21 protein-coding genes and 1 other RNA gene are annotated in these 26,295 nt (G+C 54.8%); 11 read left to right on the top strand and 11 right to left on the bottom strand.

Annotated features, from left to right (window positions below):
- Positions 1 to 2: 2 nt before the first annotated feature.
- Entirely contained in the window at positions 3 to 1,016 is a 1,014-nt protein-coding gene (locus WMO36_RS06170; RefSeq protein ID WP_144090223.1) for a 4-hydroxy-3-methylbut-2-enyl diphosphate reductase, read from the bottom strand.
- A gap of 161 nt (positions 1,017 to 1,177) precedes the next feature.
- Between WMO36_RS06170 and WMO36_RS06165 the strand changes: the two genes are divergently transcribed.
- The gene (locus tag WMO36_RS06165; protein ID WP_144164763.1) at positions 1,178 to 2,128 is read left to right on the top strand and encodes an aldose 1-epimerase family protein; all 951 of its coding nucleotides are present in this window, start codon (positions 1,178 to 1,180) and stop codon (positions 2,126 to 2,128) included.
- Between the two features lie 147 nt (positions 2,129 to 2,275).
- On the top strand, positions 2,276 to 2,350 hold the full coding sequence (locus WMO36_RS08365; RefSeq protein ID WP_003817083.1) for a 50S ribosomal protein bL37: 75 nt from the start codon (positions 2,276 to 2,278) through the stop codon (positions 2,348 to 2,350).
- A gap of 158 nt (positions 2,351 to 2,508) precedes the next feature.
- Here the strand turns inward: WMO36_RS08365 and WMO36_RS06160 are convergent, their stop codons facing one another.
- Both WMO36_RS06160 and WMO36_RS06155 read right to left on the bottom strand, forming a co-directional pair.
- On the bottom strand, positions 2,509 to 2,757 hold the full coding sequence (locus WMO36_RS06160; protein ID WP_039198904.1) for a hypothetical protein: 249 nt from the start codon (positions 2,755 to 2,757) through the stop codon (positions 2,509 to 2,511).
- Positions 2,754 to 3,395: a sigma-70 family RNA polymerase sigma factor gene (locus WMO36_RS06155; RefSeq protein ID WP_081995949.1), complete on the bottom strand. Its 642-nt coding sequence runs from the start codon at positions 3,393 to 3,395 to the stop codon at positions 2,754 to 2,756. Before WMO36_RS06155 ends, WMO36_RS06160 begins: the two co-directional genes overlap by 4 nt.
- A 59-nt stretch (positions 3,396 to 3,454) precedes the next feature.
- On the opposite strand from WMO36_RS06155, the gene WMO36_RS06150 reads away from it, so the two are divergent.
- Positions 3,455 to 5,008 carry a UDP-N-acetylmuramoyl-L-alanyl-D-glutamate--2,6-diaminopimelate ligase gene (locus WMO36_RS06150; RefSeq protein ID WP_099571314.1) on the top strand — a complete coding sequence of 518 codons (1,554 nt, stop codon included), beginning with the start codon at positions 3,455 to 3,457 and terminating at the stop codon, positions 5,006 to 5,008.
- 61 nt (positions 5,009 to 5,069) lie between these two features.
- Positions 5,070 to 6,068 carry a lipid II:glycine glycyltransferase FemX gene (locus WMO36_RS06145; RefSeq protein WP_349077158.1) on the top strand — a complete coding sequence of 333 codons (999 nt, stop codon included), beginning with the start codon at positions 5,070 to 5,072 and terminating at the stop codon, positions 6,066 to 6,068.
- Positions 6,069 to 6,229: 161 nt separating this feature from the next.
- Here the strand turns inward: WMO36_RS06145 and WMO36_RS06140 are convergent, their stop codons facing one another.
- Positions 6,230 to 7,849, bottom strand: coding sequence for a bifunctional folylpolyglutamate synthase/dihydrofolate synthase (locus WMO36_RS06140; RefSeq protein ID WP_236824323.1), 1,620 nt, complete (start codon positions 7,847 to 7,849; stop codon positions 6,230 to 6,232).
- A 146-nt stretch (positions 7,850 to 7,995) separates the two neighbouring features.
- Here WMO36_RS06140 and WMO36_RS06135 point away from each other — a divergent pair, with 146 nt between their 5' ends.
- Together WMO36_RS06135 and WMO36_RS06130 are read left to right on the top strand one after the other, a co-directional pair.
- On the top strand, positions 7,996 to 9,597 hold the full coding sequence (locus WMO36_RS06135) for an aminopeptidase P family protein (protein WP_099571316.1): 1,602 nt from the start codon (positions 7,996 to 7,998) through the stop codon (positions 9,595 to 9,597).
- A gap of 1 nt (position 9,598) precedes the next feature.
- The gene (locus tag WMO36_RS06130; RefSeq protein ID WP_144090226.1) at positions 9,599 to 10,120 is read left to right on the top strand and encodes an NUDIX hydrolase; all 522 of its coding nucleotides are present in this window, start codon (positions 9,599 to 9,601) and stop codon (positions 10,118 to 10,120) included.
- Positions 10,121 to 10,223: 103 nt separating this feature from the next.
- Here WMO36_RS06130 and WMO36_RS06125 read toward each other — a convergent pair whose 3' ends face one another.
- The 4 genes from WMO36_RS06125 to WMO36_RS06110 form a co-directional block, all read right to left on the bottom strand.
- The gene (locus tag WMO36_RS06125) at positions 10,224 to 11,933 is read right to left on the bottom strand and encodes a dipeptide ABC transporter ATP-binding protein (RefSeq protein WP_099571318.1); all 1,710 of its coding nucleotides are present in this window, start codon (positions 11,931 to 11,933) and stop codon (positions 10,224 to 10,226) included.
- Between the two features lie 4 nt (positions 11,934 to 11,937).
- A complete protein-coding gene (locus WMO36_RS06120) occupies positions 11,938 to 13,110 on the bottom strand; it encodes an ABC transporter permease (RefSeq protein WP_099571319.1) in 1,173 nt (390 codons plus the stop codon).
- 1 nt (position 13,111) lies between these two features.
- Entirely contained in the window at positions 13,112 to 14,203 is a 1,092-nt protein-coding gene (locus tag WMO36_RS06115; RefSeq protein WP_099571320.1) for an ABC transporter permease, read from the bottom strand.
- Between the two features lie 169 nt (positions 14,204 to 14,372).
- Positions 14,373 to 16,004, bottom strand: coding sequence for an ABC transporter substrate-binding protein (locus tag WMO36_RS06110; RefSeq protein ID WP_302146580.1), 1,632 nt, complete (start codon positions 16,002 to 16,004; stop codon positions 14,373 to 14,375).
- Positions 16,005 to 16,333: 329 nt separating this feature from the next.
- On the opposite strand from WMO36_RS06110, the gene WMO36_RS06105 reads away from it, so the two are divergent.
- The 5 genes from WMO36_RS06105 (at position 16,334) to WMO36_RS06085 (ending at position 22,095) form a co-directional block, all read left to right on the top strand.
- Complete coding sequence (locus WMO36_RS06105; protein WP_099595196.1) at positions 16,334 to 17,536, top strand: ROK family transcriptional regulator; 1,203 nt, start codon at positions 16,334 to 16,336, stop codon at positions 17,534 to 17,536.
- A gap of 27 nt (positions 17,537 to 17,563) precedes the next feature.
- Positions 17,564 to 18,463, top strand: a complete 900-nt coding sequence (locus tag WMO36_RS06100; protein WP_349077157.1) for a carbohydrate kinase family protein — start codon at positions 17,564 to 17,566, stop codon at positions 18,461 to 18,463.
- A 135-nt stretch (positions 18,464 to 18,598) separates the two neighbouring features.
- Positions 18,599 to 19,924, top strand: coding sequence for a glycoside hydrolase family 125 protein (locus WMO36_RS06095; RefSeq protein WP_144164539.1), 1,326 nt, complete (start codon positions 18,599 to 18,601; stop codon positions 19,922 to 19,924).
- Positions 19,925 to 20,052: 128 nt separating this feature from the next.
- Positions 20,053 to 20,449: a transfer-messenger RNA gene (gene ssrA, locus WMO36_RS06090) on the top strand.
- Positions 20,450 to 20,838: 389 nt separating this feature from the next.
- Positions 20,839 to 22,095, top strand: a complete 1,257-nt coding sequence (locus WMO36_RS06085) for an AGE family epimerase/isomerase (protein WP_302146575.1) — start codon at positions 20,839 to 20,841, stop codon at positions 22,093 to 22,095.
- A 155-nt stretch (positions 22,096 to 22,250) separates the two neighbouring features.
- Here WMO36_RS06085 and WMO36_RS06080 read toward each other — a convergent pair whose 3' ends face one another.
- The 3 genes from WMO36_RS06080 to murG form a co-directional block, all read right to left on the bottom strand.
- A complete protein-coding gene (locus tag WMO36_RS06080; RefSeq protein ID WP_410050775.1) occupies positions 22,251 to 23,345 on the bottom strand; it encodes a cell division protein FtsQ/DivIB in 1,095 nt (364 codons plus the stop codon).
- Positions 23,345 to 24,910 carry a UDP-N-acetylmuramate--L-alanine ligase gene (gene murC, locus WMO36_RS06075; protein ID WP_144171351.1) on the bottom strand — a complete coding sequence of 522 codons (1,566 nt, stop codon included), beginning with the start codon at positions 24,908 to 24,910 and terminating at the stop codon, positions 23,345 to 23,347. Before murC ends, WMO36_RS06080 begins: the two co-directional genes overlap by 1 nt.
- Before the next feature lie 132 nt (positions 24,911 to 25,042).
- On the bottom strand, positions 25,043 to 26,218 hold the full coding sequence (gene murG, locus WMO36_RS06070; protein WP_302146572.1) for an undecaprenyldiphospho-muramoylpentapeptide beta-N-acetylglucosaminyltransferase: 1,176 nt from the start codon (positions 26,216 to 26,218) through the stop codon (positions 25,043 to 25,045).
- Positions 26,219 to 26,295 lie beyond the last annotated feature (77 nt).

Here is a 26,295-nt window from a genome sequence, read left to right as displayed (position 1 = left end):
AATCAGCAGACCGGTTTCTTGCGAAGTTCACTGGGAAGCACGAAATGCATGTTTTCCTTGATGGTTTCAATGGTGGTCACATCATTGAAACCTTGACTTTGCAGCGATTCGATCACGCCTGACACCAATTCGTCAGGTACAGATGCGCCCGACGAGATTCCCACGGATTCAACCCCCTCGAACCATGCGGGATCAAGCTCGGACGCATCATCCACGCGGTAGGCCTTTCCGCAAGCACCATCAAGTACACCGTCAAAACGCGTGTTCAGTCCCTCCTGCGCAACCTCCATCAAGCGTACAGAATTCGACGAATTCGCCGAACCGACGATCACCACGCAATCCGACTGCTCGGCAACGAGTTTGACCGCGGCCTGACGATTCGACGTGGCATAGCAGATATCGGAATTCGGAGGCATCTCAAGCCATGGGAACCGCTCTTTCAACGCGGTGATAGTGCCTGCCGTCTCATCCACGCTCAGCGTGGTCTGCGAAAGCAGCACCAACTTCGTGTCCGAAGAAAAATTCAGCGAATCAACATCCGACTCATGCTCAATCAGATGCACATGTTCCGGAGATTCGCCGACCACGCCAACAGCCTCATCATGACCCTTATGCCCGATGTAGATGATTTCGTATCCTTCTTTGACGAAACGCAACACCTCACGATGCACCTTGCTCACCAAAGGGCATGTGGCATCAACAATATGCATGCCCCGAGCCGCGGCCTCAGCCTTCACTGCAGGAGACACGCCGTGCGCAGAGAAGACAATCGGAATTCCTGCGGAAGCCGCGGAATCGGGAATCTCAGCCAATTCCTGCACGAATACTGCACCTTGAGCCGACAATTCTTCGACGACATGCTTGTTGTGCACAATCTGACGACGAACATACACCGGCGGCAGATCGTCATTCCGAGATGGATTGGCAGCCTTGAGAATCGTCTGCACAGTCAGAATCGCCCTGTCTACGCCCGCACAAAAGCCACGGGGATCCGCCAGTACGATGCGTTTGGTCATGATGGCCGCCTTTCGTCACTTCGTGAAAACCTCATCAATACTAAGACATGAACGGCACGCCGAAGAAACTGCATCGCCATACGACGTAAAACAGTTAGACTGTGGTGTTGGTGGTAACAATACCGTTACCGGAACCTATCCAACGGCACTATGGAGTGACTATGACCTGCATCAATCTGCCTGCCCGCACCGGACAGCAATTCTCCATCTCCCATGGCGACTATGAAGCCGTCATCACCGAACTTGGCGCAACTATGCGCAAACTGACCTATAAGGGCGAGGATCTGACCGTCGCCCTTGGCCCTGATGATCTGGTAACCTGCTGCCACGGCCAGATCCTCATTCCGTTCCCGAACCGTATCAAGGGCGGCGAGTACACGTTCGAAGGTAAAACCTATTCGCTGCCAATCGACGAGCATGACCGCAACACCGCCATCCACGGCTACGGCTACCGCTCGTTCTGGAAGCTGATCTCGCTTGCCGAAGACGCAGTCACCCTCGCCTGGCGCTCCCCCAACATGGTCGGCTACCCGTTTGACCTGTATGTCACCGCCACCTACAGCCTCGCCGATGACGGCATGCACTTGACCGTCAGCGCCTACAACAATGGCAACGCAAACGCGCCGTGGGCTTTGGCCATTCACCCGTGGCTTGCCAACAGCCTTAACGGCTATGGAGACGAGATCGACGAGCACAACGCCAAATGCAGCCTCACGCTGCCGGCTCGAACGCACGTCACCGTAGACGAGAACCTCATTCCGACCGGCACCGAGCCGGTTGACGGCACCAAATACGATCTGCGCGAAGACACTCTGCTTACCGAGCAGCCGTTCGACGATGCATGGACCGATCTGGAGCATGCCGAAGACGGTTCCATCACGGCAGTGTTCACCCGTGCCGACGGCAAGAAGGTCCGTGTTGGCGGCGATGAAACCATTACTTCGTTCCAGGTGTGCACAGGCACGAAGTTCCCCGCATCCCAGCATCCCGCCGGCGTTGCAGTGGAACCGCAGACCGCTTATGCCAACGCGTTCAACACGGGTAACGACCTGATTGTGATCAAGCCGGGCGAAACCACCAGCACGTCGCTGTTCCTCGGTATGGCCGAGTGATCTGATCGTCTGAATCAACCGACTTCGTTCACATCAAGGTCCACGGATAAGCCGAAATGGTCATGTATCGAACACAGGATTTGTCAAACGTCTTGCTTGTGTGCGATAATCCCGAAGGCTTGTTAATCGTAAGTAAAGGAGTCCATCATGGGCATGCGCGGACGTAAGCGCAAGGATCGTCGTAAGAAGGCCGCCAATCACGGCAAGCGTCCAAACGCCTGATCCCTGCCAGCGTGAATAACGCTACAGAACATTGAAAACCCCGCCGAATCACCATTGATTCGCGGGGTTTTCTCATATCTCCCTTCAGTCTGTCACAAGTCCGTCGTGCCAACTGCCACTGCCGATACCAATGCCACTGTCAAACGGCATGCACAAGCTCACTCGCCACAGCAATGGTCGAGTGTGGCTTCAAGACGGTCAATCAGACTCTGCGGGGCATGCTGCGGACGCAGATACGCGCGCATGGCCGCGATCAATGCCCTTTCATGCTCGTCGCAGCAACGTTCGGGGTCGAAACAATCACCGGAGGCGCTAACGCGCACGCTGGTATGCGTAACCCGGGTCACAACAGTGCCATCCTCGCTGGTGGTGACAGTGGTGATATGCCGTTCGATCGATTCACTCATGCTCTGCCCTTCCCCGCCGTGGCATAGCCACGCTCCTTCGCATAGTTGGCAAGTTCTCGTTTCAACTGCGTGCGCGCGCGATTGAGACGGCTCATCACCGTACCGATTTTCACACCCTGCTCGTCAGCTACCTGCTGGTATGACTTGCCGTCGATCGCAGCGTCGATGAACACCTGACGGCGTTCCGGCGAAAGCTTGGCGAGCGCCGCCATGATTTCTTCAGGCGCGTAAGCGTCCAAATATTCCTGTTCCGCTGATTTAAGCTCTTCCGGTGAATGCCCAGAAGCCGAATAGATGTCCCAATCGTCGTATTCGCCGGTGGAATCGTTGGCCCGCTGCGGTCTGCGCTTGGCTTTGGCGTATTGATTGAAGTAGGCGTTGCGCTCGATGGTCGTCATCCATGCGGCGAAGTTCGTTCCCTCTTGGAAGGAGTCGAATGCCTTGAATCCTCGTTCGAAAGTATCCTGCACCAAATCTTGGGCGTCGTCGGGATCGTTGGTCAGCTTCATCGCCTGCCGGTACAACGCATCAACCACAGGCATGGCAAGTTTTTCAAAACGCGCCCTTTTGCTTGCCATGGTTTCCGTTCGTACTTCAGTCACAGCTTCATTGTAATCACATCGACTTCCACATGCCATGCACATAGCTGACGGTAGAATGGCTGTTCGGTATCCGAAGAACAGGGAGAACACGAAATATGGCTTTGACTCTGGCATCTGCAGCGCGTCTGCTCAGCGAGTACGGATTGCTGCGCGAAATCATCCAAGGAGACGCCTGGACGCTTGACGTGCAGACCATCAACGGATTCGACAAGCCGTTCGGTTCAATCACCTACGACACCAGGCAGGTCGTATCTGGCACACTCCTGTGCTGCAAAGGCCGTTTCAAAGCGGAATATCTCAATGGCATCGATGATCGTGGTCTTGCCGCATACGTTGCGGAAAACGACTTCTCCGCAACAACGACGGCCCCTGGACTCATTGTGAACGACGCACGCAAGGCCATGAGCCTACTGTCCGCCGCGTTCTACGGCCATCCGCAGAATCAACTGAAAGTCGTCGGCATTACCGGTACCAAGGGGAAAACCACCACCGCCTATCTCACCCAGGCCATGCTCAACGGCTGCTCCGGAGGAAAATGCGCACTATTCTCCTCCGTCGACAATTGCCTTGACGGACATACCTATGTCGAATCCGACCTGACCACTCCGGAATCCATGGATGCGTTCCGTATGATGCGCGAGGCTGTTGACAATGGCATGGAATACCTGGTCATGGAGGTTTCGTCGCAGGCGTACAAAGTCGACCGTGTTTTCGGACTCACCTTCGACGTCGCCGCATTCCTCAATATCAGCCCGGACCATATCAGCCCCATTGAGCATCCGACATTCGAGGATTACTTCCACTGCAAACGTCAGATCGTAAAGAATTGCCGTTCTCTGGTTCTCGGCACGGCATGCGCACACGCCGATCTTATTCGTCAGGATGCTGCAATCGCCGATATTCCCGTCGCCACGTTCGCTCTTGGCGAAGCATCGGCCGCAGATGTGACCGCGTGGCCGAAATCCGCCGACCATAGTAGATTCGCCATTGCGCTGGAAGGTGAACAGATTGGCTCTCTCAGCCTGCAATTGGATGGCGATTTCAATTATGCGAACGCCGCCGCGGCCATTGCCATTGCGCATGCCGTTGGATTCGATTTCCACGAAACCGCCGCGAAGGAAGCGCTGCGCAATATGGAACCGGTACGTATCGCCGGTCGTATGGAGCATTTCCACGATACGAAATCGAATACCATCGCCATTGTCGATTACGCGCACAATTATGCTTCCGTAACGGCGTTGCTCGACTATGTTGACCAACGTTACGGCAAGGACGATCCTGAAGTCACGCTGGTCACTGGATCCGCAGGCAATAAAGCGTATGACCGCAGATCAGAAATCGTCAGGGCCGCGCAGAATCGCATCGACCATCTGATTCTCACCTTCGAAGACACGGATGATGAGCCTGTGGAACGCGTCTGCCAAGACATGCTTGACAGTGTCACCAATCCTGATCTGGATGCGAGAATCATTCTCGACCGTACGGAAGCAGTGGAATCGACCGTAGCAATCGATCGCAAGAATCCCAACCGCCTCCATATCATCCTCATCATCGGCAAAGGCAACGAGCGCTGGTTCAAAGACCACGGCAAGCATGTTCCCTTCGAAGGCGACGACCACATTGTGGAACGCATTTTTGAACTTGCCTGACCTGCGGCAACAGCCGACCAACATCGAGTAATCACCAACCATAAGGAACAATCCAACAATCATGATCACTCTTGAATTCACCGACGCGGCCACCATGGAGCAGCAGGCTGTGCAGGCGGGTCTTACCCTGCCCATCGAACAGACCGCAGTGTGGGCCAAATATCAGAACACCATTGACGGACGTACGCCGTGGGGTGCGTATGTGGTGAAGCAGGACGACGCCCCAATCGCATTCATCTCATTCATAGATTACGAAACCCATGGCTACCACTATTTGAGGTCCGTTCATGGTCCGGCTTGGCTTGACAAGCCTTCCGCACAGCTGGAAAAGCAGGTTCGTGACCTGCTTGTTGAGGATGTACGCAAGCGCGATAAAAACGTTGTGTTCCTGCGTATCGATTTATGGGATTTCGAAGGCTCGTTCCCGGTGCTTTCCACCGTTCCTTACAACGAGACCGTGTATGTGGACATCACCGGTGGTGATGAGGCGGTTCTTGCACGCATGAAGAAGCGTGGCCGCCGCGACGTACGTAAGGCGTTGAGGGAGAGTCCTGCCGCTTGCGCCGATGAGACCGCGCAGGCGATGGCTGATTTCTCCGAATACTACGAGGTCATGGTTGATACCGCCCGCCGTGATGGCTTCTCCCCCGCCCCGATGAGCGACTACGTCGATATGATCAGCAATCTTGGTCCTAATCATGCTCGCGTATTCGCGGCACGTATCGACGGCAAGGTCGTGGCATGGTCCATCGTCACCATCAATGGCGATCACGCGGTCTATTACTATGCGTGCATGCGCACGGAAATCATGAGCCAGCATGTTCCTGACAAGCTGATTTACGTTATATGCTGCGCGCTTGGAGAGCAGGGCTGCACTGTTCTTGATTTGATGGGCATCGGCAACGATTTCGCCCCTTCGCTCAAGAGCCTGAATGGGTTCAAAACGAAATTCTCAGAGAACATCGTACAGATTTCCGCAGGTCGCGATATCCCAGTCAAGAAAGCGTTCTACCGTTCGCTCACATTGCTGCAGTCGCTGCGTCGCAAACTGCGCAAGTAGTGATCGCACTGCACAATAGATAGTGCAAATATCATAACAAGAAGGATGCCGCGAAACCAGTTCGCTGCATCCTTTTTGTATTGCTTATGGACTGTTTACGAATGCATCGCCGATTGCAAGGATCTCAAGCGACGATGCACCATTCACATGCGTATATGCGATTACCGCACGCCATCGGAAGATGCATCATCCGCACGTTCAGTATCGGCAGCATCTTCGGAAACGTCAGTATCTTCATTTTCAGCAAGATCAGGACCGACACTGCCGAAATCGTTGATATCGAAATCAGGATTGGCGTCGGATTCGAAATCGAGATCCGCCTCGTCCTGATCCTTACGCGGCTCCGGCTCAACAGCCTCCTGGAAGACACGTTCCGACTTCGGCTTCTTCAAATCGGGATTGACTTTCTCTTCCAGCATGAGACGCGCATCGCCAGCCGTAGTGAAGCTACCGCAAATCAGCACACCGTGACCATAGCCAACGCCAAGCTCATCATCGGCGTCAACCATATTAACAGCCTCCTGAATGGCGTCCGGCAGTTCAGGAACACACGTAACCCTTTCCGCCCCAAACACGCGCTCGGCAATCTTTTTCAGATCTTCCGCAGGCATCACACGATCACGCCACGAATTCTCCGTAACGATCACATGGCTCAATAGCGGTTCAAGCACGCCCAAATACTCTTCGACCTGCTTGTCTCCCATCATGGCGATCACGCCAACGAGCTGCTGGAAATCGTAATTTTCCTCGATAGCGGCGCGCAACGATTCCGCAGCATTCACATTATGACCGCCGTCCAAAATAATGGTGGGAGACGTACGGATCTGCTCGATGCGGCCTGGAATCTTCACCGTGCTCAACGCCTCGGCCACAAGATCGCCATCGAGCGCACCGTTGACGGGAATCACCACTTCCGCCGCACACAGGGCCGCGAGCGCATTATGCGCCTGATGTTCGCCGAATTTGGCGACCGGCACTTCCGCGTATGTGCCATTCGGCGTACGCAAGGTCACAACCTGACCGCCGACTGCCGGAATGCGGGTCACGACTTCCGCTTCGATACCGTCCCTCACCAGATTGGCATGGTTCTGCTTCGCCGCTTCTTCAATGATCGGCATGACGGCCTCTTCATGCGGTTGACGCCCGATGACCGCAGTGCAGCCAGGCTTGATAATGCCGACCTTTTCGGAAGCGATCTGTTCCACGGTATTGCCAAGCCATGCCATATGGTCCATATCGACCGGTCCAATAATGGCCGCATCGGCATCAAGCACATTGGTGGCGTCCCAGCGGCCGCCCATGCCAACTTCAACGATGGCCACATCGACCGGAGCGTCGGCGAACTTCCAGATGGCCATGGCGGTGAGCACTTCGAAGAAGCTCATTTTCGGCTTGTCGAGTTCTTCCATCTTCATGTCGACCATGGCTACAAGGTCCTTGATTTGATCCCAGGTATCAACGAAATCGTCGTCGGAGAGCTGCTGCCCGTCGATGGCGATGCGCTCGTTGACATGTTCAAGATGCGGTGACGTGTACAAGCCGGTTCGCATGCCGTAGGCACGGCAGATCGCCTCGGCCATGCGTGCGGTAGACCCTTTGCCGTTGGTTCCGGTGATGTGAATCACACGGAACGACTGCTCGGGATGTCCCATGATGTCGAGGATCATCTTCATGCGTTGCAGGTCAAGATTGGTGGTATTGCGCTCTGATGGGCGGCTCATGATGTCGCGTTCGACGTCGATCATGCTTTCATTGTTGCGATTCGGATGTTCGAATGACATATTCTTTCGAATTCCTCCCCTACCTTGGAATTACTCACTCAATCTCCCTTATTCTATGTGCTTGCATGAACGTTGCGCGGCACAAAAGGTTATAGGATGGTTTGCGGTAATTGCGTAAGCATGGATAACCATATTCAGGAGATGTGATGAACGAAGTCATTACCGATAAAGACAAGGAGTATGAAGCCATGGAGCAGTCCAGCGCCCCTGGCCCTGATCAGGCGATGAGCGACCGTGTGAACAATCGTTCGCTGCGCCCGCGTTCCGAGGCGTTCAAGGAGTTCATGACCACCGGTTGGGATGATAATGAGCCGACTATTGAACCGTTGGAGTCTTCCCATTACATTCAAGCTCGTCTTGACACGCTGGGTAAGGCTTTTCCCGGAGAACGTATTGTGATTCCGGCCGGTCAGCCGAAGGTGCGCAACAACGACTGCGATTATGCGTTCCGTCCGGATACGACGTTTTCGTATTACACCGGTTTGGGTGAAGACTACGAGGCCGGTGCAGTGCTGGTGTTGAATCCGGTTGATCCTGATTCTCCGGAGGCTGCAGCCGGCAAGACGCATGTGCCGGAATTGTTTGTGGCTCCGCGTGCGAACCATTACACGCAGGACTTTTTCATGGATGCCCATTATGGAGAATATTGGGTTGGACCTCGTGCCGGATTGCAGGAGATGACTGCAATGACCGGTATTGAGACCAATGACATTGCACAGCTGGCTGATGCATTGAGCAAGGATGTCGGTTCTGAGGCTGGTGCCGTGCGTGTGCGTGTGATTCGCGAGGCTGATCCGCAGATCACCGAAATGGTGGAGGATATTCGCGAGGCGAACGGCTTCGCCGATCCGGATGGCAATACCAATGCCGATGACAAGCTTCATGAGTTTGCCGCCGAGGCTCGCATGTGCAAGGACGAATATGAAATTCGTGAGATGCGCAAGGCCGTTGCCGCAACCAAGCATGGTTTCGACAATATTCTACGCAAGCTGCCGTCATCGCTCGACAAGCCTCGTTCGGAACGTATGCTGGAAGGCGCGTTCAATGCCATTTCCCGCGAGGAAGGCAATGAGGTCGGCTACGATACAATCATCGCTTCCGGCGCTCATGCGCCGATTCTGCATTGGATGCGTAACACCGGTACCGTGGAGTCCGGCGATCTGCTGCTGATTGATGCCGGCGTGGAAGTCAATAGCTTGTATACGGCCGATATCACGCGCACGTTCCCGACCAACGGCAAGTTCACCGATTTCCAGAAGAAGCTGTATCAGGCGGTTTTGGATTCTCAGCAGGCAGGCTTCGAAGCCGCCAAGCCGGGTGCCACGTATTCCGACATTCATCATGCGTGCATGCGTGTGATCGCCGAGCGTTTGCATGATTGGGGCATTCTTCCGGTCGATGTCGAGGAGTCGCTTTCTCCGGAAGGACAGCAGCATCGCCGTTGGCTCGCCTGTGGTGTGGCCCATCATCTTGGTTTGGATGTGCATGATTGCGCCCAGGCACGTTATGAGTCGTATCAGGGTGCTGCGATTCGTCCTGGCATGATTTTCACGATTGAGCCGGGTCTGTATTTCCGTGAGGATGATCTGTTGATTCCACCGGAGTATCGCGGCATCGGCATTCGCATTGAAGATGATGTGCTGATGACTGAGGATGGTCCGGAATGGATTTCCGCCGGCATTCCGAAGCAGATAGATGAGGTCGAAGAGTGGATGGCCAACATGGCTGCCGAAGGCGCAAAGGCCTGATATGCCAACGCCTGAATTCATTCTCGAGTTACGCAAGAAAGTCGGTCATGATCTCCTGTGGCTGATGGGCGTCTCCGGCTATGTCGAAGACGAGCAGGGTCGCGTGCTGCTCGGCAGACGTTCCGATACCGGTGAATGGGCCATGGTATATGGCATCAATGAGCCTGGCGAGGAACCTGCCGACACGGTGGCACGTGAGATCAAGGAAGAAACGGGCGTGGATGTTATCGTCACCGACTTGGTGTCGGTGAAATCCTCACGCAAGGTGCTTACCTATGCGAACGGCGACAACACCATGTACATGGATCACCTGTTCGTGTGCAAGCCAGATCCGAATGGCAATGCCGAACCGTTCGTAGGTGACGAGGAAAGCCTCAACGTGGGCTGGTTCTCCCCCGACGACCTGCCTCAGCCCTTAGCCGACACCACAGTGGAACGCATGGGCTACGTGCGCGAGTACCTTAAGAACAGGGCAAACGGAGACGCACACGCACAGTTCTCCTTCAACGGCACGATTCGCTGAACACAGTCACAATTGAATATATAAACTAAGAGCTGGTGTGACGATCATGAACCGTCACACCAGCTCTTGTGTATGTCAGGAAGCCGCGAAACTCACTCCGGAATCAAATTCCTTTGGCGAGCAATTCGTGCAGCTGGGCGCGATGTTCTCGCTGTTCACGCGGATCAGGCACCGGCAGCGATGCCAACAACTTCTGCGTGTAGGGATTCTGCGGGTTATTCATAACCTGATCGGCATCACCATGTTCCACAATCTCACCCTTATGCATCACCATAATGCGATCGGCCAGCATATCGACCACAGCAAGATCATGGGTGATGAACAGGCATGCGAAACCTATTTCCGCCTGCAGTTTCTTGAACAGTTCCAACACCTTCGCCTGTACCGACACATCCAATGCAGAAGTCGGCTCGTCGGCGATAAGCAGGCTTGGCTTAAGCGCCAGTGCTCGCGCCAAGGAGGCACGCTGACGCTGACCGCCGGAAAGCTCGTGCGGGAATCGGTTCATATACGCACGCGGCAACTGCACCATTTCGAGCAGATCTCCCACATAGTCGCTCGCATCCGACACAGACGAGTACTTTTTATGCACAATCAGCGGTTCTGCCACATTCTCCGCGATTGTCATCAGCGGATTGAATGAGCTACCCGGGTCTTGGAACACAAAGCCAATATCAGCACGCTTGGGTTTGAACTGACGTTCCTTGACACCGTTCATTTCTACACCCAACACATTCAGGGAGCCACCGGACACCTTCTGCAAGCCCGCGATGGCACGACCAGTAGTGGATTTGCCTGAACCGGATTCGCCGACCAATCCCAGCACTTCAGAACGGCGAATAGTGAAATCAATGCCATTGACCGCCTTGAAATCAGGCTGCGTCAAATGCCCCGGATAGGTGATAGTCAGTCCCTTGGCCTCGACGGCAATGGGTTGGTCATGCCAATCCTTGCTGCGTTCAATCACCTTGCCCTGCTCATCACGAACGACCAGTTTCTGCCCGATACGCGGCACAGCTGCGAGCAACCGCTTGGTGTAATCGTCTTTTGGCGAGTAGAAGATCTGTTCGACGCTGCCCTGCTCGACCACATGACCTCGATACATGACCACCACTTCATCGGCGATATCGGCGATCACACCCATATTATGAGTAATAATCAGCACGGAAGCGCCGAATTCGTCGCGGGCAAGACGCAACAAGTCAAGGATTTCGGCCTGCACAGTCACGTCGAGTGCAGTAGTCGGTTCATCAGCCAGAATCAGACCTGGATTGAGCACCAACGCCATGGCGATGACGATACGCTGTTTTTGGCCGCCTGAGAACTGATGCGGATAGTAGTCAATTCGAGTTTCGGCATCAGGAATACCTACTTTTTTGAGGATATCCACGGACTTGGCACGAAGCTCCTTCTTGTCTTTCATGCCGTGAGCGCGAAGTCCCTCTTCGATTTGCCATCCGATGGTATACACCGGATTAAGTACCGAATTAGGTTCCTGGAACACCATGGCCGCTTCCGATCCGCGCATACGGCGCAGATCTTCTCCGGAAAGGGACAGCACGTCAAGCTGCTCATTGCCTTCACGGTTCGACAGATAAATCACGCCGGAAGTGGTTGCCGTCTCCGGCAACAGCTTGATAATCGAACGCGCGGTCACGGATTTTCCGGAACCTGATTCGCCAACCACACCTACCACGGTTTTGCGTGGGATGGTGAAGTTGATTTTGTCGATGGCTTTGATGGATCCTGCGTCGGTCATGAAGGAGACGCTCAGATCCTTGACTTGCGCAAGATTGGTTTGTTCGTCACTCATTGCGTCACTCTTCTTCCTTGGAGCCCCATTCGGAGGCGGTAAATGACGGGTCGCGATCCGTAACGGTCACTGGCTGATCGCTGGCTCCCATTGGATTCTTGGCGGCCTCGAGCTCGGCTACGACCTCGTTGCGAACGCCCGGCTTCTGGGTGGGATCAACCGAAGTATCTTCGATGGATCCAACCACCTCACCAGCGGATTTGCGTGCACGCAGACGCGGGTCGGCAAGGTCATTGAGGGATTCGCCCACCAAGGTGATGCCCAGAACAATCAATACGATGGCGATACCCGGGAACACTGCGGTCCACCAAATGCCTGCGGTGACGTCCGACACGGAACGATTCAGATCGTAACCCCATTCAGCGGCTGCGGTAGGCTCGATGCCGAATCCGAGGAAGCCCAATCCTGCAAGAGTCAGAATCGCTTCGGACGAGTTCAACGTCAGAATAACCGGTAACGTTCTGGTGGAGTTCTTAAGAAGGTGCTTGGTCATGATGCGCCATGTCGACGCGCCCACCACGCGAGCGGAATCAACGTAAGCGGATTCCTTGATGCGAATGACTTCGGATCGAATGGTACGGAAATACTGCGGAATATAAACCACGGTGATGGAGATACCCGACGCGAAAATGCCACTCCACAGACCAGACTGACCGCCGGAAATCATAATGGCCATCAGAATCGCAAGCAGCAGCGAGGGGAAAGAATAGATGGCGTCGGCGATCATGACAAGCACACGATCCACCCAGCCACCGAAATATCCGGAAACCAAACCGAGCAATACACCCGCGAAAATAGAAAGCAGCACAGCGATCACAATCGCAATGACAGCAGTACGAGAGCCCCAAATCACACGGCTGAACACGTCATAACCACCTGCGGTGGTACCCCAAATATGTTCGGATGAGGGTGCTGACTGAGCTGGGAATGAAACTCCATTGGCATCTTTGAGCTGCGCATAGCCGTACGGCGCAATCACGGGCGCAAACAAGGCCACGAGCAGGAAGAACGCAGTAAGCGACAGGCCGGTAATCAGCATGCCTTTCTGCCAGCCGACCGCTACGTGAAGCTCCTTGATGATCGGAATCTTGGTCCAGAACGGAGCTTTCCTGCTGATTTTGAGATCGTTCAGACGAGTGTCACCCGGGACGGTGACGTTATTTGCTGATGCAGTCATATCAGTACCTCACTCTCGGATCCACCAACGCAGCGATAACGTCAACGATGAAGTTGACGACGGCCACGATGATGGCGATCAGAATCACAATGCCCTGCACAGCTACGAAGTCACGCGCCTTCAGATATTGGGACAACATGAATCCGAGTCCCTTCCATTCGAAGGTGGTTTCGGTAAGCACCGCGCCGGCGAGCATCAATGCGATCTGCATACCCATAACGGTGATGATTGGAATAAGAGCCGGCCTCCATGCGTGCTTGCTGATCAGACGCTTTTCGGAGACGCCACGCGAACGCGCAGCCTCGACGTAGCCGGAATTGTAGGTGGAAATCACATTGGTACGCACCAAACGAATAAACACGCCTGCGGTGAGCAATCCCAACGCCAGTGCAGGAAGTACGGCGTGACTCAACACGTCGGTAAGCACGCTCATATCACCCAGCTGCAGTGCATCGATAATGTAGAAGCCGGTCGGAGAGACGAGTCGGCTGAACTGCATTTCCGAAGACAACGAGCATCGACCGGATGCCGGCAACACGTTCAGCCAAATGGCGAAAATGAGTTTGAGGACCAATCCCAAGAAGAACACGGGGGTGGCGTAGCACAGAATGGCAAAGGTTCGAATGCCCGCATCGGCAGCGTGATCGCGTCTGCACGCAGCTACACGACCTAAGCCGATACCTACGATCAAAGCAACAATGAGCGATAGGAGCGCCAACTCGAAAGTCGCTGATCCGTAATGAACAAGAATGCTGATAACCGGCTGATTATCAGTCAATGTAGTGCCGAGATCCCCATGGAGCAAACCCCCAAGGTAATCGATATATTGCACAATAAGAGGACGGTCGTAGCCGGCCGCATGAACACGCTTTTGCAACTCGTCAGGGGTAAGACGACCGCCCAATGCCGCAGAAATAGGATCGCCTGTAGCTCGCATCACAAAAAACACGACGGTGACGAGAATGAAAACGGTTGGAATAATGAGCAGGAATCGAGTCAGGACAAAACGGAAAAATCCGCCTGACAAATGATTCTTTTTGGCTTGTTTCGGCTTCGCCTCCTGAGAGACGGCCGGAGCTGCTGTGTCTGACACGCGATGCTCCTTGATAAGAAGCCTGTACGGCTTTGATTTACAACAATATCGAATCACTGCGCCGTTTCAGGCAGATAATTCGGGAAATGGGGACCTCCGGCCATAGACCGGGGATCCCCAGTGGTTTTCTATGCAGACTGCGGCAGGTTATGCCGCACATCCGCACACATCACGCCTTGGTGACAGATGCGAAACGGAAACGGAAGGAAGCGTCGAGCACAACACCCTTCACGTTGGTGCCGGTAACTGCAACCTGCGCACCCTGCAGCAGCGGGATGGTGGACAGGTCTTCGGTTTCAAGGGTCTGAATCTTCTTGAGCAGATCCTCACGGGCGCTTTCGTCGGTTTCACCAGCCTGCTCCATAATCAAATTGTTGATTTCGGAGTTGGAGTAAGCGTTGTTCACGAAGTTGCCGTCACGGAAGAACGGAGACAGATAGTTATCCGGGTCGGAGTAATCCGGGAACCAGCCGAGCTGGTAGACCGGGTAGGATCCATCAGAATCCTCGGTAACAACACGGTCTTTGTTGTACTGAGTCCATTCGGTGGACTGCAGGTCGACCTTGAACAGGCCACCCTCCTCGAGCTGGGCCTTAAGAGCCGCATACTCGTCGGCGGAAGAGGATCCATAGTGGTCCGGATTGTACTGCAGCTTGAGCTCAACCGGAGTGGAAACGCCTGCGTCCTCAAGAACCTTCTTGGCCTTGTCGGCGCTCGGCTTGCCGTTGCTGTCACCATACGCGGTCTTGAAGGTGTCTTCGTGACCAACTAAACCGTCCGGAATGTAGGAGTACATCGGAGTGTACGTGTCCTTATAGACCTTGGTCGCCAACTCCTCGCGGTCGATGAGGTTAGCAACGGCCTGACGCACAGCCTTGGCCTTGTCGGCATTCGGTTCATCGGACTTGGTGCCGTACGGCTGGATGTTGAAGTTGAAGACCAGGAAGCGTTCCTCACCGCCCGGACCCTTGACGACCTTAACCTTGGAGTCCTTAGACAGATCATCGATATCGGTCGGAGTCAGAGAACGGTAGGCCACGTCGATCTGTCCCTGCTGCACGGCCATCTTCAGGTTGGAAGAATCGGCAAAGTACTTGACCTGAACAGTGCTGTTCTTGGCCGGGGTCAGACCCTGATAAGAGTCGTTCTTGGAGTAGCCCGCAACCTCATTGGCCTTGTAAGAGGTCAGAATGTACGGACCGGCGAAAGCCTTCTCCTTGATGATGGTGTCAGCATCAGTGAGCTTGTTGGCGGAGAAGACCTCTTCATCGACAATCGGACCGGCCGGGCTGGAAAGCACCTGCTTGAGGGTCACATCGTTCTTGACTTTGGAATGGAACACCACAGTGGTGTCATCTGGCGCATCTACGGATTCGATGTTGGCCAGCAACGAACTCGGACCATTCTCATCGTTGATCGTGTTGACACGGTCGAAGGAGAACTTGACATCGGACGAAGTCAGGTCGTGACCATTGGCGAACTTCAGGCCAGACTTGATCTTAACGGTGAACTCAGTACCGTCGTCACTCCAAGTACCGTTATCCGCAGCAATGTCCGGAGACAGTTCAGAAGTGTTGTAGTCCTGCGCATACAGGAACGGGAACACGTTGATTTGAACGGCATAGGAACCGTTGTCATAGGAGCCGGCAGGGTCAATGCTAGTAACCTTGTCTGTGGTGCCGACGGTAATGACATCCGCATTCCCCGAGGCGGAACCACTATCCTTTACGCCGCCGCATGCCGCGAGCGAGGCCAGCGCGGCAACCGAAACAGCCGCAGCCATAATCTTCTTGTGATTCACTATGGAATCCTTTCTCTTCCTACTGCCGTAATTGGTACTCCAAAACGACGCGCCTTAAGGGTAGGGCACACTTTGTTAGCGGAACATTTCATGGAAGTTCATTTTGCGACACCACCCTTTTTATATACGACGAAAACCCAGCAATCACAACGGTTTTACAGTCAATAACTTCCCAAAAAGGGTGTGTCAAATAATGAGATAGTTAAGCCCATATCAGGGATCGACGTTCTTCGTGACACGCCGAAAGACGGAACTTGCATCAAGTAATTAACGTCGTTAATATATCAACTAGTTCAACGAGGGTCCATGCACTGTCGCAGGGAGGTGTCATGAGTAGTTACAGCGCTCAGCAATCATCGATTTCAGAAAACAATCGTTCCAGGATTTTGCAATACCTCTACCACAACGGCATCAGCTCACGTGCGCAGATCGCCAAAGCCATCGGACTTACGCCCGCGGCCATCACGAAAATCACCGCGAAACTGCTATTCAGAAACGTCATCGAAGAAACCGGAGATATGGAAGGCGATAAGAACCGCCGTTCCATCGGACTGAACCTCAATTGCGCGAAATACCATGTTGTAGGAGTGAAATTCGCACGAAGCCTGGTTCAGATCGCAGTGTTCGATCTGAAATGCAACCGCATCTCGCTTACCGATCTGCCGACCGTCGACGAAAAGAACATTCCAGAAACGGTGGAACAGATCCGCTCCACCGTGCGCCAGCTCATTGCCGACGATCCAAGCATCGTGGCGGTCGGCATGGCCGTTCCCGGTCCATATTTAGTGGAGGAAGGCCACACCGCGCTCGTCTCATCCATGCAGGGTTGGAGGCGAGTCAACTTCATCAAGGAATTCAGCGAAGCCTTCAATGTGCCCGTATTCGTGGAGCAGGACGCACGCGCAGGCGCCCTGGCACAGTTCCTGTTCAACCCGGAGCTGTCCGAAGGATCCCTCGCCTACTATCTGCTTGGCGAAGGCATTGGCCTCGGCATCATCGATAACGGTTCAATCTATTACGGGGCGCATGGCACGGCCACCGAAATCGGCCACATCTCCGTCGACGTCAACGGCAAACCCTGCGATTGCGGCAATGTCGGGTGCCTGGAACGCTACTGCTCGGCCAATGCGATCCACGAGCGGCTCAACGAGCAGCCAAGCATTGTCCCAGGATGCGAAACCATGACCCACGCACAGGCATGCACCGCACTGTTCGCCAAGGTTTCCGCGGGAGACAAGGCAGCCACGGAACTGACTTCCGAAGTCGCACGATATATCGGTTATGGCGCGGTCAACATCATCAACGCCTTCAATCCGACGCATATCGTGTTGGGAGACATCATTTCCCAAGCAGGCCAACCCCTGCTCGACGAAGTCAAGAAAGTCGTTCGTGAGCGCACCATTCCCGAAGTCGGGAACGATACCGAAATCACTCTGTCCAGCCTTCCAACGGACGCCACCGTCACCGGCGCCGCAGCCGTGGCCATCACCAGTTTTCTAGAACATCCTTCGATGTTCTTTGACGTCGCATAGCACGCCACAACCAAAGAAAGGAACACCATGTCCAAGCCAATCGTCATCTCTCTCGGCGAAATCCTATGGGATATGCTCCCCACCGGCAAGCGCGCCGGCGGCGCGCCCGTCAATTTCGCATATCATGCGTCCCAGAATGGCGCGGAAAGCTTCGCCATCAGCGCCGTCGGCAACGACGAGCTGGGTACCGAACTGCTCTCCGACGCTCACAAGGCCGGCATCAACACGCTGGTGCAGGTCAACGAATACCCGACCGGCACGGTTGACGTGGCCCTGACCAACGGCATTCCGGAATACACCATCGTCGAAAACGTGGCTTGGGACCACATCAAGCTCACCGACGAGCTCGTCGAAGCCGTGTCCAAGGCCGACGCCGTCTGTTTCGGCACCTTGGGTCTGCGCTCCCCCGAATCCCACGACACCATCGTCGAACTGCTCAAGCACACCAAGGAAAGCGCACTGAAGTTCTTCGACATCAACCTGCGCGCCAACTTCTACTCCAATGAGCTCATCGAAGAGCTGCTCGACTACGCGAACATCTTCAAGATCAACGACGAAGAGCTGATCATGATGCGCGACATGTTCTCCATTCCTAAGTGCAATGACGAAGAGGCATGTAAGTGGTTCATCGACCGCTTCAACCTCGAGTACATCATTCTGACCGGCGGTGCCACGTTCAGCACCATCACTGCCAAGAATGGCGAAGTCTCCACCCTGCTGACCCCGCATGTCGAGGTTGCAGATACCGTCGGTGCCGGCGATTCCTTCTCCGGATCCTTCACCGGCAAGCTGCTGAACGGCGCACCGCTCAAGGAAGCGCATCGTGCGGCTGTGAACACCGCCGCCTACGTGTGCACCAAGGAAGGCGGCTGGCCAACCTACCCTGCGGAAGGCGTTCCGGATTATCTCGCCGAAGCCGGCAAGTAAGCCCAGATTTTCCTTTCATCATCATCAACGAGGCCATGTCTGCCATCATGGCCTCGTTTTTCATACCCATATTCAATCCGCAATTGGTGCAATCACGATTGTCACGATATACGCACCTCAACGAAGAATGATGCCATGAACGACACCAGCAACACCACAAACGCCGCTTCACAATCCGATATTCCGCAGTCAGTTTCCGATTTCATGCAGCATATCACCGACTTGTGTGGCGGCGAACACGCAAGATGGGCCGAAAACTTCAACGCAGGATTCGCCAATACACTCACCACCACCGTGAGACGGCATGATGACGGCACGACGTTTCTGCTGACGGGAGACATACCTGCCATGTGGCTGCGCGACTCCTCAGCGCAATTCCGACCATATCTCGCCGTAGCCGTAGATGATCCCGAGCTCACCGCACTTATTACCGGGCTTGTTCGGCAGCAATTCAGGTTCATCAATATCGATCCATACGCAAACGCGTTCAACGAAAAACCCAGCGGCGCTACCTGGGATCCGAACGATCAGACCGATTCGTTCGGACCATGGTTGTGGGAACGCAAATACGAGGTGGACTCCCTGTGCTACCCCATTCAGCTGGCGTGGCTGTTGTATCGCAATACAGGAACCACCAGCCATTTCGATGATGCGTTTGTAAGCGGCATCCGTCGAATCCTTGACGTGTTCGAAACCGAGCTTGACCATTCGAATTCGCGTTACCGCTTCTTCCGTCCGAATGACGATCCGCGCGACAGCGTGCCCAACCATGGTGCCGGAGGACCTTTTGCCGTCACCGGCATGACATGGTCCGGATTCCGCCCCAGCGACGACGCCTGCGTCTACCCATATCTCGTGCCGTCCAACATGTTCGCCAGCGTGGTCATGGGATATGTGCAAAGGATTTTCATCGACGTACTTGACGATCGTGAAATCGCCGGTCGTGCCGCGGCGCTGCAGCATTCCATCGATGATGGTCTTGCCCATCACGCAACCATCCACAATGCGGCCGGAAACGCTATCTACGCATACGAAGTGGACGGTCTCGGCAACGCGTTGCTTATGGATGACAGCAATGTGCCGAATCTTATGTCGGCACCTTATCTCGGATTCTGCGAAGCGGACGATCCGCTGTATCTCGAAACGCGCAATACTTTGCTGAGTCAGGAGAATCCTTACTATTTCGAGGGTGACTATGCACATGCCATCGGTTCTCCGCATACGCCAGAAGGTTATGTTTGGCCGATCGCCATGGCCATGCAAGGATTGACAAGCCACGACAAAGCCGAAAAAGAACGTATTCTTGATCAACTTGTCGCCGCCGACGCCGGCACGCATCTCATGCACGAAAGCTTTGACGCGAACGACCCGAACTCCTATACCCGTCCGTGGTTCAGCTGGGCCAATATGATGTTCTGTGAATTGGTCATGGATTATTTCGGTATTCACGTCAAGCTGTGAGTGGCTATCAGTTTAAGCTTTGGCTTCGCTCACAGCGCAAGAATTGCGGTAGATGATTTGCACTTATTGACATTCCATGATATCTTGAAAAGTCCGGTCTTGCACCGGGTGCTTGATAATTCAAGATTGGGGATGATCGGTTTCGACGGTGACCTGTTCGTCGCAGGGAAGCGTGCCGAGAACGTAGGGTCCGCTCGTGGATGCCCCCTACAAAAGAATAAGTGCTAAATCTAACCGCACTGAGTTCGCTCTCGCTGCCTGAGCTTCGCGTCAGGATTAACCAGTGAGCAGCCGCTCCGTTCACTCCTTCTCGTCTTTGGGAGGATGCTGAGCGTCGTTTAGAAGACTTGCTTTGTCGACTGAGCCACAGGGCCGGCAAGGGACTTTTACTGTAGATATGCCCGCCATCAGTTGTCTGCGATATCGATGGGAGCAGAAAAACCGCCGCACGGCCAGCAGACTACGCACGTAGAAGACTGAGGGTTCGGTTATCGGACCGGGGTTCAATTCCCCGCATCTCCACAAGTTGAAAGCCGCCAGAAATGGCGGCTTTTCTTTTATTTCCAACGGTTTTCGAAGATTCCTGGGTTTACTCCAAATTACCCCCGATGTGCCGGATATTCTAAAAAAATGTGGGCAAAAATCCCTCCTCTGGCTTGCTTAATCTCTTCCAAATTCCATCTGTCTACCACCCTAAACAGCATGCAAGGTACGTTTTTAGGTACTCCTCTTCACAAGACAACCTCGTCAAATCAGCATACGAAGAATCCAGCTCTCCCCCATCACAAATCATCAGAATCCCACCATCAAATTCCGCGTGTCGACTTGCATTAACCGCTTAAGTGGTTAACATAGTTAATACATCAACCTAGTTATCACGTCACAGCAGACGACGTCAAGGAAGGACTTGATCGATGACCTGCACTTACTCTCCCGAAGCCTACGTGTTCGGCTCCGAAGAAAACCATGCCCTGCTCGAGGCGGAGACCAACGAGCTCCTGCATTTCGGACACAATTTCCCCGCCCCGCAGGGTGGCTCCTACTGGCTGGACGATACCGGCAATCCGGATCTGACCCAAAACATCCACACGTGGATCACCTGCCGCATGGCGCACGTGTATTCCTTGGGATTCCTGCACGGCGAGCCGGGTGCCGCAGAACTGGTTGACAAGGCCATCGCCGGCCTGCGCGGTCCGCTGCATGACGATGAAAACGGCGGATGGTATCCGTCCATTTCCGCAGACGGCTCCACCCATGAAGCAGGCAAGGTCTGCTACGCCCACGCTTTCGTGATTCTTGCCGCCACTTCCGCCAAGCTTATCGGCCGCCCGGACGCGGACGAGCTGCTCGAAGAGGCTCTGGCAACCTACGACAAGCATTTCTGGGATGACGAGATCGGTCTGGCCGTCGATACTTGGAACACGGAATTCACCGAGCTTGACCCCTATCGCGGCATCAATGCCAATATGCACACCACTGAAGCGTTCCTTGCCGTTGCCGATGTGACCGGAAACGAGGAATACCGCGAGCGCGCTGGTCGTATCATCGATCATGTGGTCGGATGGGCAGCCAACAACAACTGGCGTATTCCTGAGCATTTCACCGCCGATTGGCAGCCGGATCTCGAATGCAACCACGACAAGCCGGATGACCAGTTCAAGCCGTACGGCGCCACTCCGGGTCATGGCATTGAATGGGCACGTCTCATCACCCAGTATGCGTTGAGCTCCAAGCAGCGTTCCGAAAAAGGCAAGCAGCAGCTTATCGAAGCCGCCGAGAACCTGTTCGCTCAGGCACTTGCCGACGCCTGGAACGCCGAAGGCACCATCGGTTTGGCCTACACCACCGATTGGAACGGCAAGCCCGTCGTCACCGACCGCATGCACTGGACCCTCGCCGAATCCGTGAACACCTCGGCCACACTGGCCACCGTCACCGGCAAGCAGGTGTACAAGGATTGGTATGCGACCTTCTGGAAGTACATCGACGAATACCTGATCGACCACGAGAATGGTTCCTGGTTCCATCAGCTGAACAAGGACAACGAGGTCATCGGCACCGTCTGGCCAGGCAAGTCCGACCTATACCACGCCACGCAGTGCACGCTGATTCCGCGTCTCGATCCGTCGGTTTCCGTCGCTCCGGCGCTGAAAGCCAATCCGAACGCCTGACGGCACGCAATAATAGAACTCCCCCTTTTTCTCTCTTCTTTTCTCTCCTCCTATTTGCGAAGAACCCCGGTCACGGCAAAGCGGCCGGGGTTCTTCGCATACCAAACCAGACTACTCAACGTATGCAATTCCCCTAATTTCCCATGTCTTCACCACTATTTGATGATCGGGCGTAGAGGCGCAGACACGTCGACGTTGTGTTTGTCTCCAATCACATTTGGATCGTTGATGATCTTGTCGACAACGGCTTTCTTCAACTTAAGATCGGAAGAGTCACCCCATACGATCACACGGTCTCCCCCATTGATTTCCGTGGTGATGGAATCCTGGGTTTCAGCCGTCACCTTGGTAATGGAGTTACGCATAGATTCAGGAAGCGAGCTCAAAATCTTCAGTGCCTCTTTAATGGAGCGGTGGCTCAGACTCGTCTCGACATCCTTCACTTCGATGACGGGAATTCCATCCACGGAGGCACCGCTGACGGAATTCAATATACGGCCCTTGCTATCGACCGCGGTCATGCTGTCTTCACCTGTCTTAAGCATCGCAGCCGGCTTCTGCGCTTTGATGGTCACTTCAAGGGAATTAGGAAGTTGCTTCTTGGATTGCGCGGTGGTGACTCCCGGTATTTCCTTGATTTTCTTCTCCACATCATTGTTTGATACCAGCAGAATCGATTTGCCGGCCTGCTGACCGGCAATATCCAATACTTGCGACTCGCTCACCCATTCGTTGGCTCCGACAACGGAAATATTGCCAGCTTCAAGACGAAACACCGATGAGAAGAAAAACAACCATATCAGCGCCACCACGACGGCCGCAACCGCGGCCGACACGAAAGCTCGCATCGCTACAACACGTGCATTCGCCTTACGTCGTTCTTTCAACCGCGCTTTGAAATCAACCACTTTCGGACGGGTGACCACCCCCAAAGTGCCAGTGGTTTCCTCCAGCGTCTTCGCAACGAAATCCTCACCCGCAAGATTGCGCGCATCCACGAAGTCACCTGACCGGGAGCGACTTGCCTTGTTCTTGCCTCCGTGCGCCATTTTGGCTTCCGCCTGCGCATGGCTCACTGAAGAAGACGAACGTCCCGCTCCTCCGGCAATGGAACGACCATTCGGCTGAGACTGAGCCGGGGAGTCGGAATGTTTCCGGCTTTGAATGCTCCTGCCGCGCAACGCATGCTTTTCAGACGTCGTTTCAGAACCATCCGACCCCGTACCGGAGCTGACGACCCTTCGCGCCATCAGCCCTCACAATCCCAGCGATGAGCCTGCAGCGCGTGCAATATCACCTCGTCCATCTGCGTGATATCACCCGCGCCAACGGTGAAGATGACATCACCATGATGGGCGCGCATCACCATCATCTGCGCCGCGGTATGCATGTCTTCCACACCACGGATCCAATCCTCGGCAGGCGTATGGTCGAGCTTAAGAGCCTCATCCACAATGGTGGCCGGGCCGACCGTCGGATAATCCTCCTGCTTTTCACGTGCGGGGAAAATGCCAGTGACGATCACATCATCCGCCTTGGCCAGCGCCTCCGCGAATGCTTCCGCGAAGAACTTGGTGCGGGAGAACAAGTGCGGCTGGAAAATCACACGAATCGCCGATTGCGGATATTTACGGCGGGCAGCATCCAACAAAGCCGAAATCTCAGTGGGATGATGCGCGTAATCGTCAACGACGGTCACCTGGCTGACGGTGCCGCGCACTTGGAAGCGACGGGCTGCGCCGAGGAACGACGTGGCCGCTTCAGCGGCCTTCTCAATGTCGACTCCCAGCAATGCTGCCGCGATAATCGCCGCAGAAGCATTGCGCGCATTGTGAATGCCTGGAACGGCGAGCGTCACGGGAACCATACGTTCCTGTTCGCCCAGCAGTCCCGCAGGCACATGCAAGGTGAAATGTTCGGCGCCGCTTTGCGCGCTTTCACTTTCCGATTCGATATGTACGAATGCCGCACCGTTCAGATCACCCAACGAAGCCGCATCCTGCGTCGCATACACGACCGTATGTGCTGCCGCAGACGCGTCAAGAGCGCGCAACACAGCCAGATTCCCTTCGTCGTCACCACACATCACCACCGATTTGATGGCGTGCTGAACATGGTTCACGAAAGCCGCCCGATAGTTTTCCTGCGTTCCATAATGGTCAAGATGGTCAGCTTCGGAATTGGTGACAATCGCGATTTCCGGATGATATTTGGCAAAGCTTCCATCGGATTCGTCGGCTTCCGCCACAAGCACATCGCCTTGGCCTGCATGGCCTCCGTCAAGTATCACGCCATCCTTGCCTTGGATGGATCCGCCAATGGCATAACTTGGATCAGCCAGATTTCCCTCACCGGCATGGGTGAGAATATGGGCGAGCATGGAACTGGTCGTGGTTTTGCCATGGGCTCCCGCAACCGTTACCGCACGTTTCGTATTCATCAGCAACGAAAGAATGTCGCTGCGGTGCACGATGCGTTCGCCCGCCGCATGCGCTGCGACGATTTCCGGATTGTCAGGCTTGATGGCACTGGAAAAAACAATAGTTTGTTTGCCTTCGACGTTTTCCTCGCGCTGCCCGAATTCGACGGCAATGCCAAGCCCCTGCAAACGATCGGTTTTGGCGCTGGGCTCGCGATCCGAGCCATCCACCTCCACACCCTGCTCGTGCAGCATCTCGGCAAGTACACTCATGCCCGCTCCTCCGATGCCGATGAAATGGGTGGCCCCCAAATCGTTCACGCCTTCCTGCTGGCTGAATGACACATGGGTTGGATCAAGAATAATGGTACCGGCCTCACGCTGGTTGTCAGTCACGACTGCTCCTCTTGCATATTATGTTTAGCTTGTTCCATTATGGTCTCACCCATGGTCTCGTACTTGGCCGATCATGGGTGAGATTCGGAACGCGACTTCAAATGCGACGGACACGCCTGCCGCCGCTACGGCTTACCTTTCGTCAATCATGGAAAGTACACGCTTGGCCATGACTTCGGCGGCATCTCGAATACCATATTTCCAAGCGTTATTGCCATACCTGGCAAGCGCATCCGAATCGGCTAGCAGATTCGGCACATGACGTTTGACCCATTCGGCAGTGAAGTCAGCGTCCGCCACCATCAGGCCACCTTCCGCATCGACGACCGGCTGAGCGTTGAAACGCTGCTCGCCGTTGCCGATCGGTAATGGAACATAAATCGCAGGAAGTCCCAAAGCAGTCAATTCCGAAACGGTGCCCGCTCCGGAACGGCAGATAATCAGATCGGCACAAGCGAACGCAAGATCGATACGTTCCAAGTAAGGCGCGACTCGATAATCACCGTCGTTGGCATGCTCTGGTCCAAGCTCACCAAGCACCTGCTCTCCGGCACTCACCGACACCAACGAACGCACCTCATCGTCTTTGCCTTTTCCCGTCAGGTGAATCACCTGCGCATGTTCCAGCAATTCCTTGGCGGAAGCCGCCACCGCACGATTCACGTTCACAGCACCCAACGATCCTCCGGTCACCACCACCAGAGGACGGTTCGGATCGACTCCCAGCTGCGCTGCAGCCGTTTGCCTTGTGGCCGCACGGTCATGTTCCATACCTTCGGCTATTGCCGCAATTTCAGCACGCAACGGCAATCCCACACGTTCGGCTTCAACACCCTTGCGTGGTTTCAAACCGGTTTGCGCGTACGCGGTGCCGATCATGGACGCCCAGCGTGCACCCAGCTTGTTGGCCATGCCGGCACGGGCGTTCTGCTCATGCATCGCAATCGGAATGCCCATCTTGTGCGCGGCCGCATACACGGGAGCCGACGTGTATCCACCGAATCCGACGACCACCTGCGCCTCGTGGCGGGTGAGAATATCACGTACCTTGGCCGTTTCAGCCTTCCACTGCGCAGGAAACTTCAATGCCGCCATATTGGGTCTACGGGGGAAGGGCACCTTTTCAATGGTTTCCAGCTCGAAGCCCGCTTGCGGAACCAACTCGTGTTCCAGACCGACTGCAGTGCCCACCACCGCAATATCGGCATCCGGCTCAAGCTCGCGAATCACATGTGCCACGGCGAGCAGAGGATTGACATGACCTGCCGTGCCACCGCCGGCTAGAACGATATGCTTCTGATTGCTCATAATGTACGAGCTTAGCCCCACGGTATCCCGGCACACCATGCGCCATACCGATGCTCACAAGGATACTCACATTTCAT

Origin of the sequence: Bifidobacterium hominis, assembly GCF_040095915.1 — a bacterium.
Taxonomy (GTDB): Bacteria; Actinomycetota; Actinomycetes; order Actinomycetales; family Bifidobacteriaceae; genus Bifidobacterium; species Bifidobacterium hominis.
This window is presented reverse-complemented; position numbering and strand designations above follow the sequence as displayed.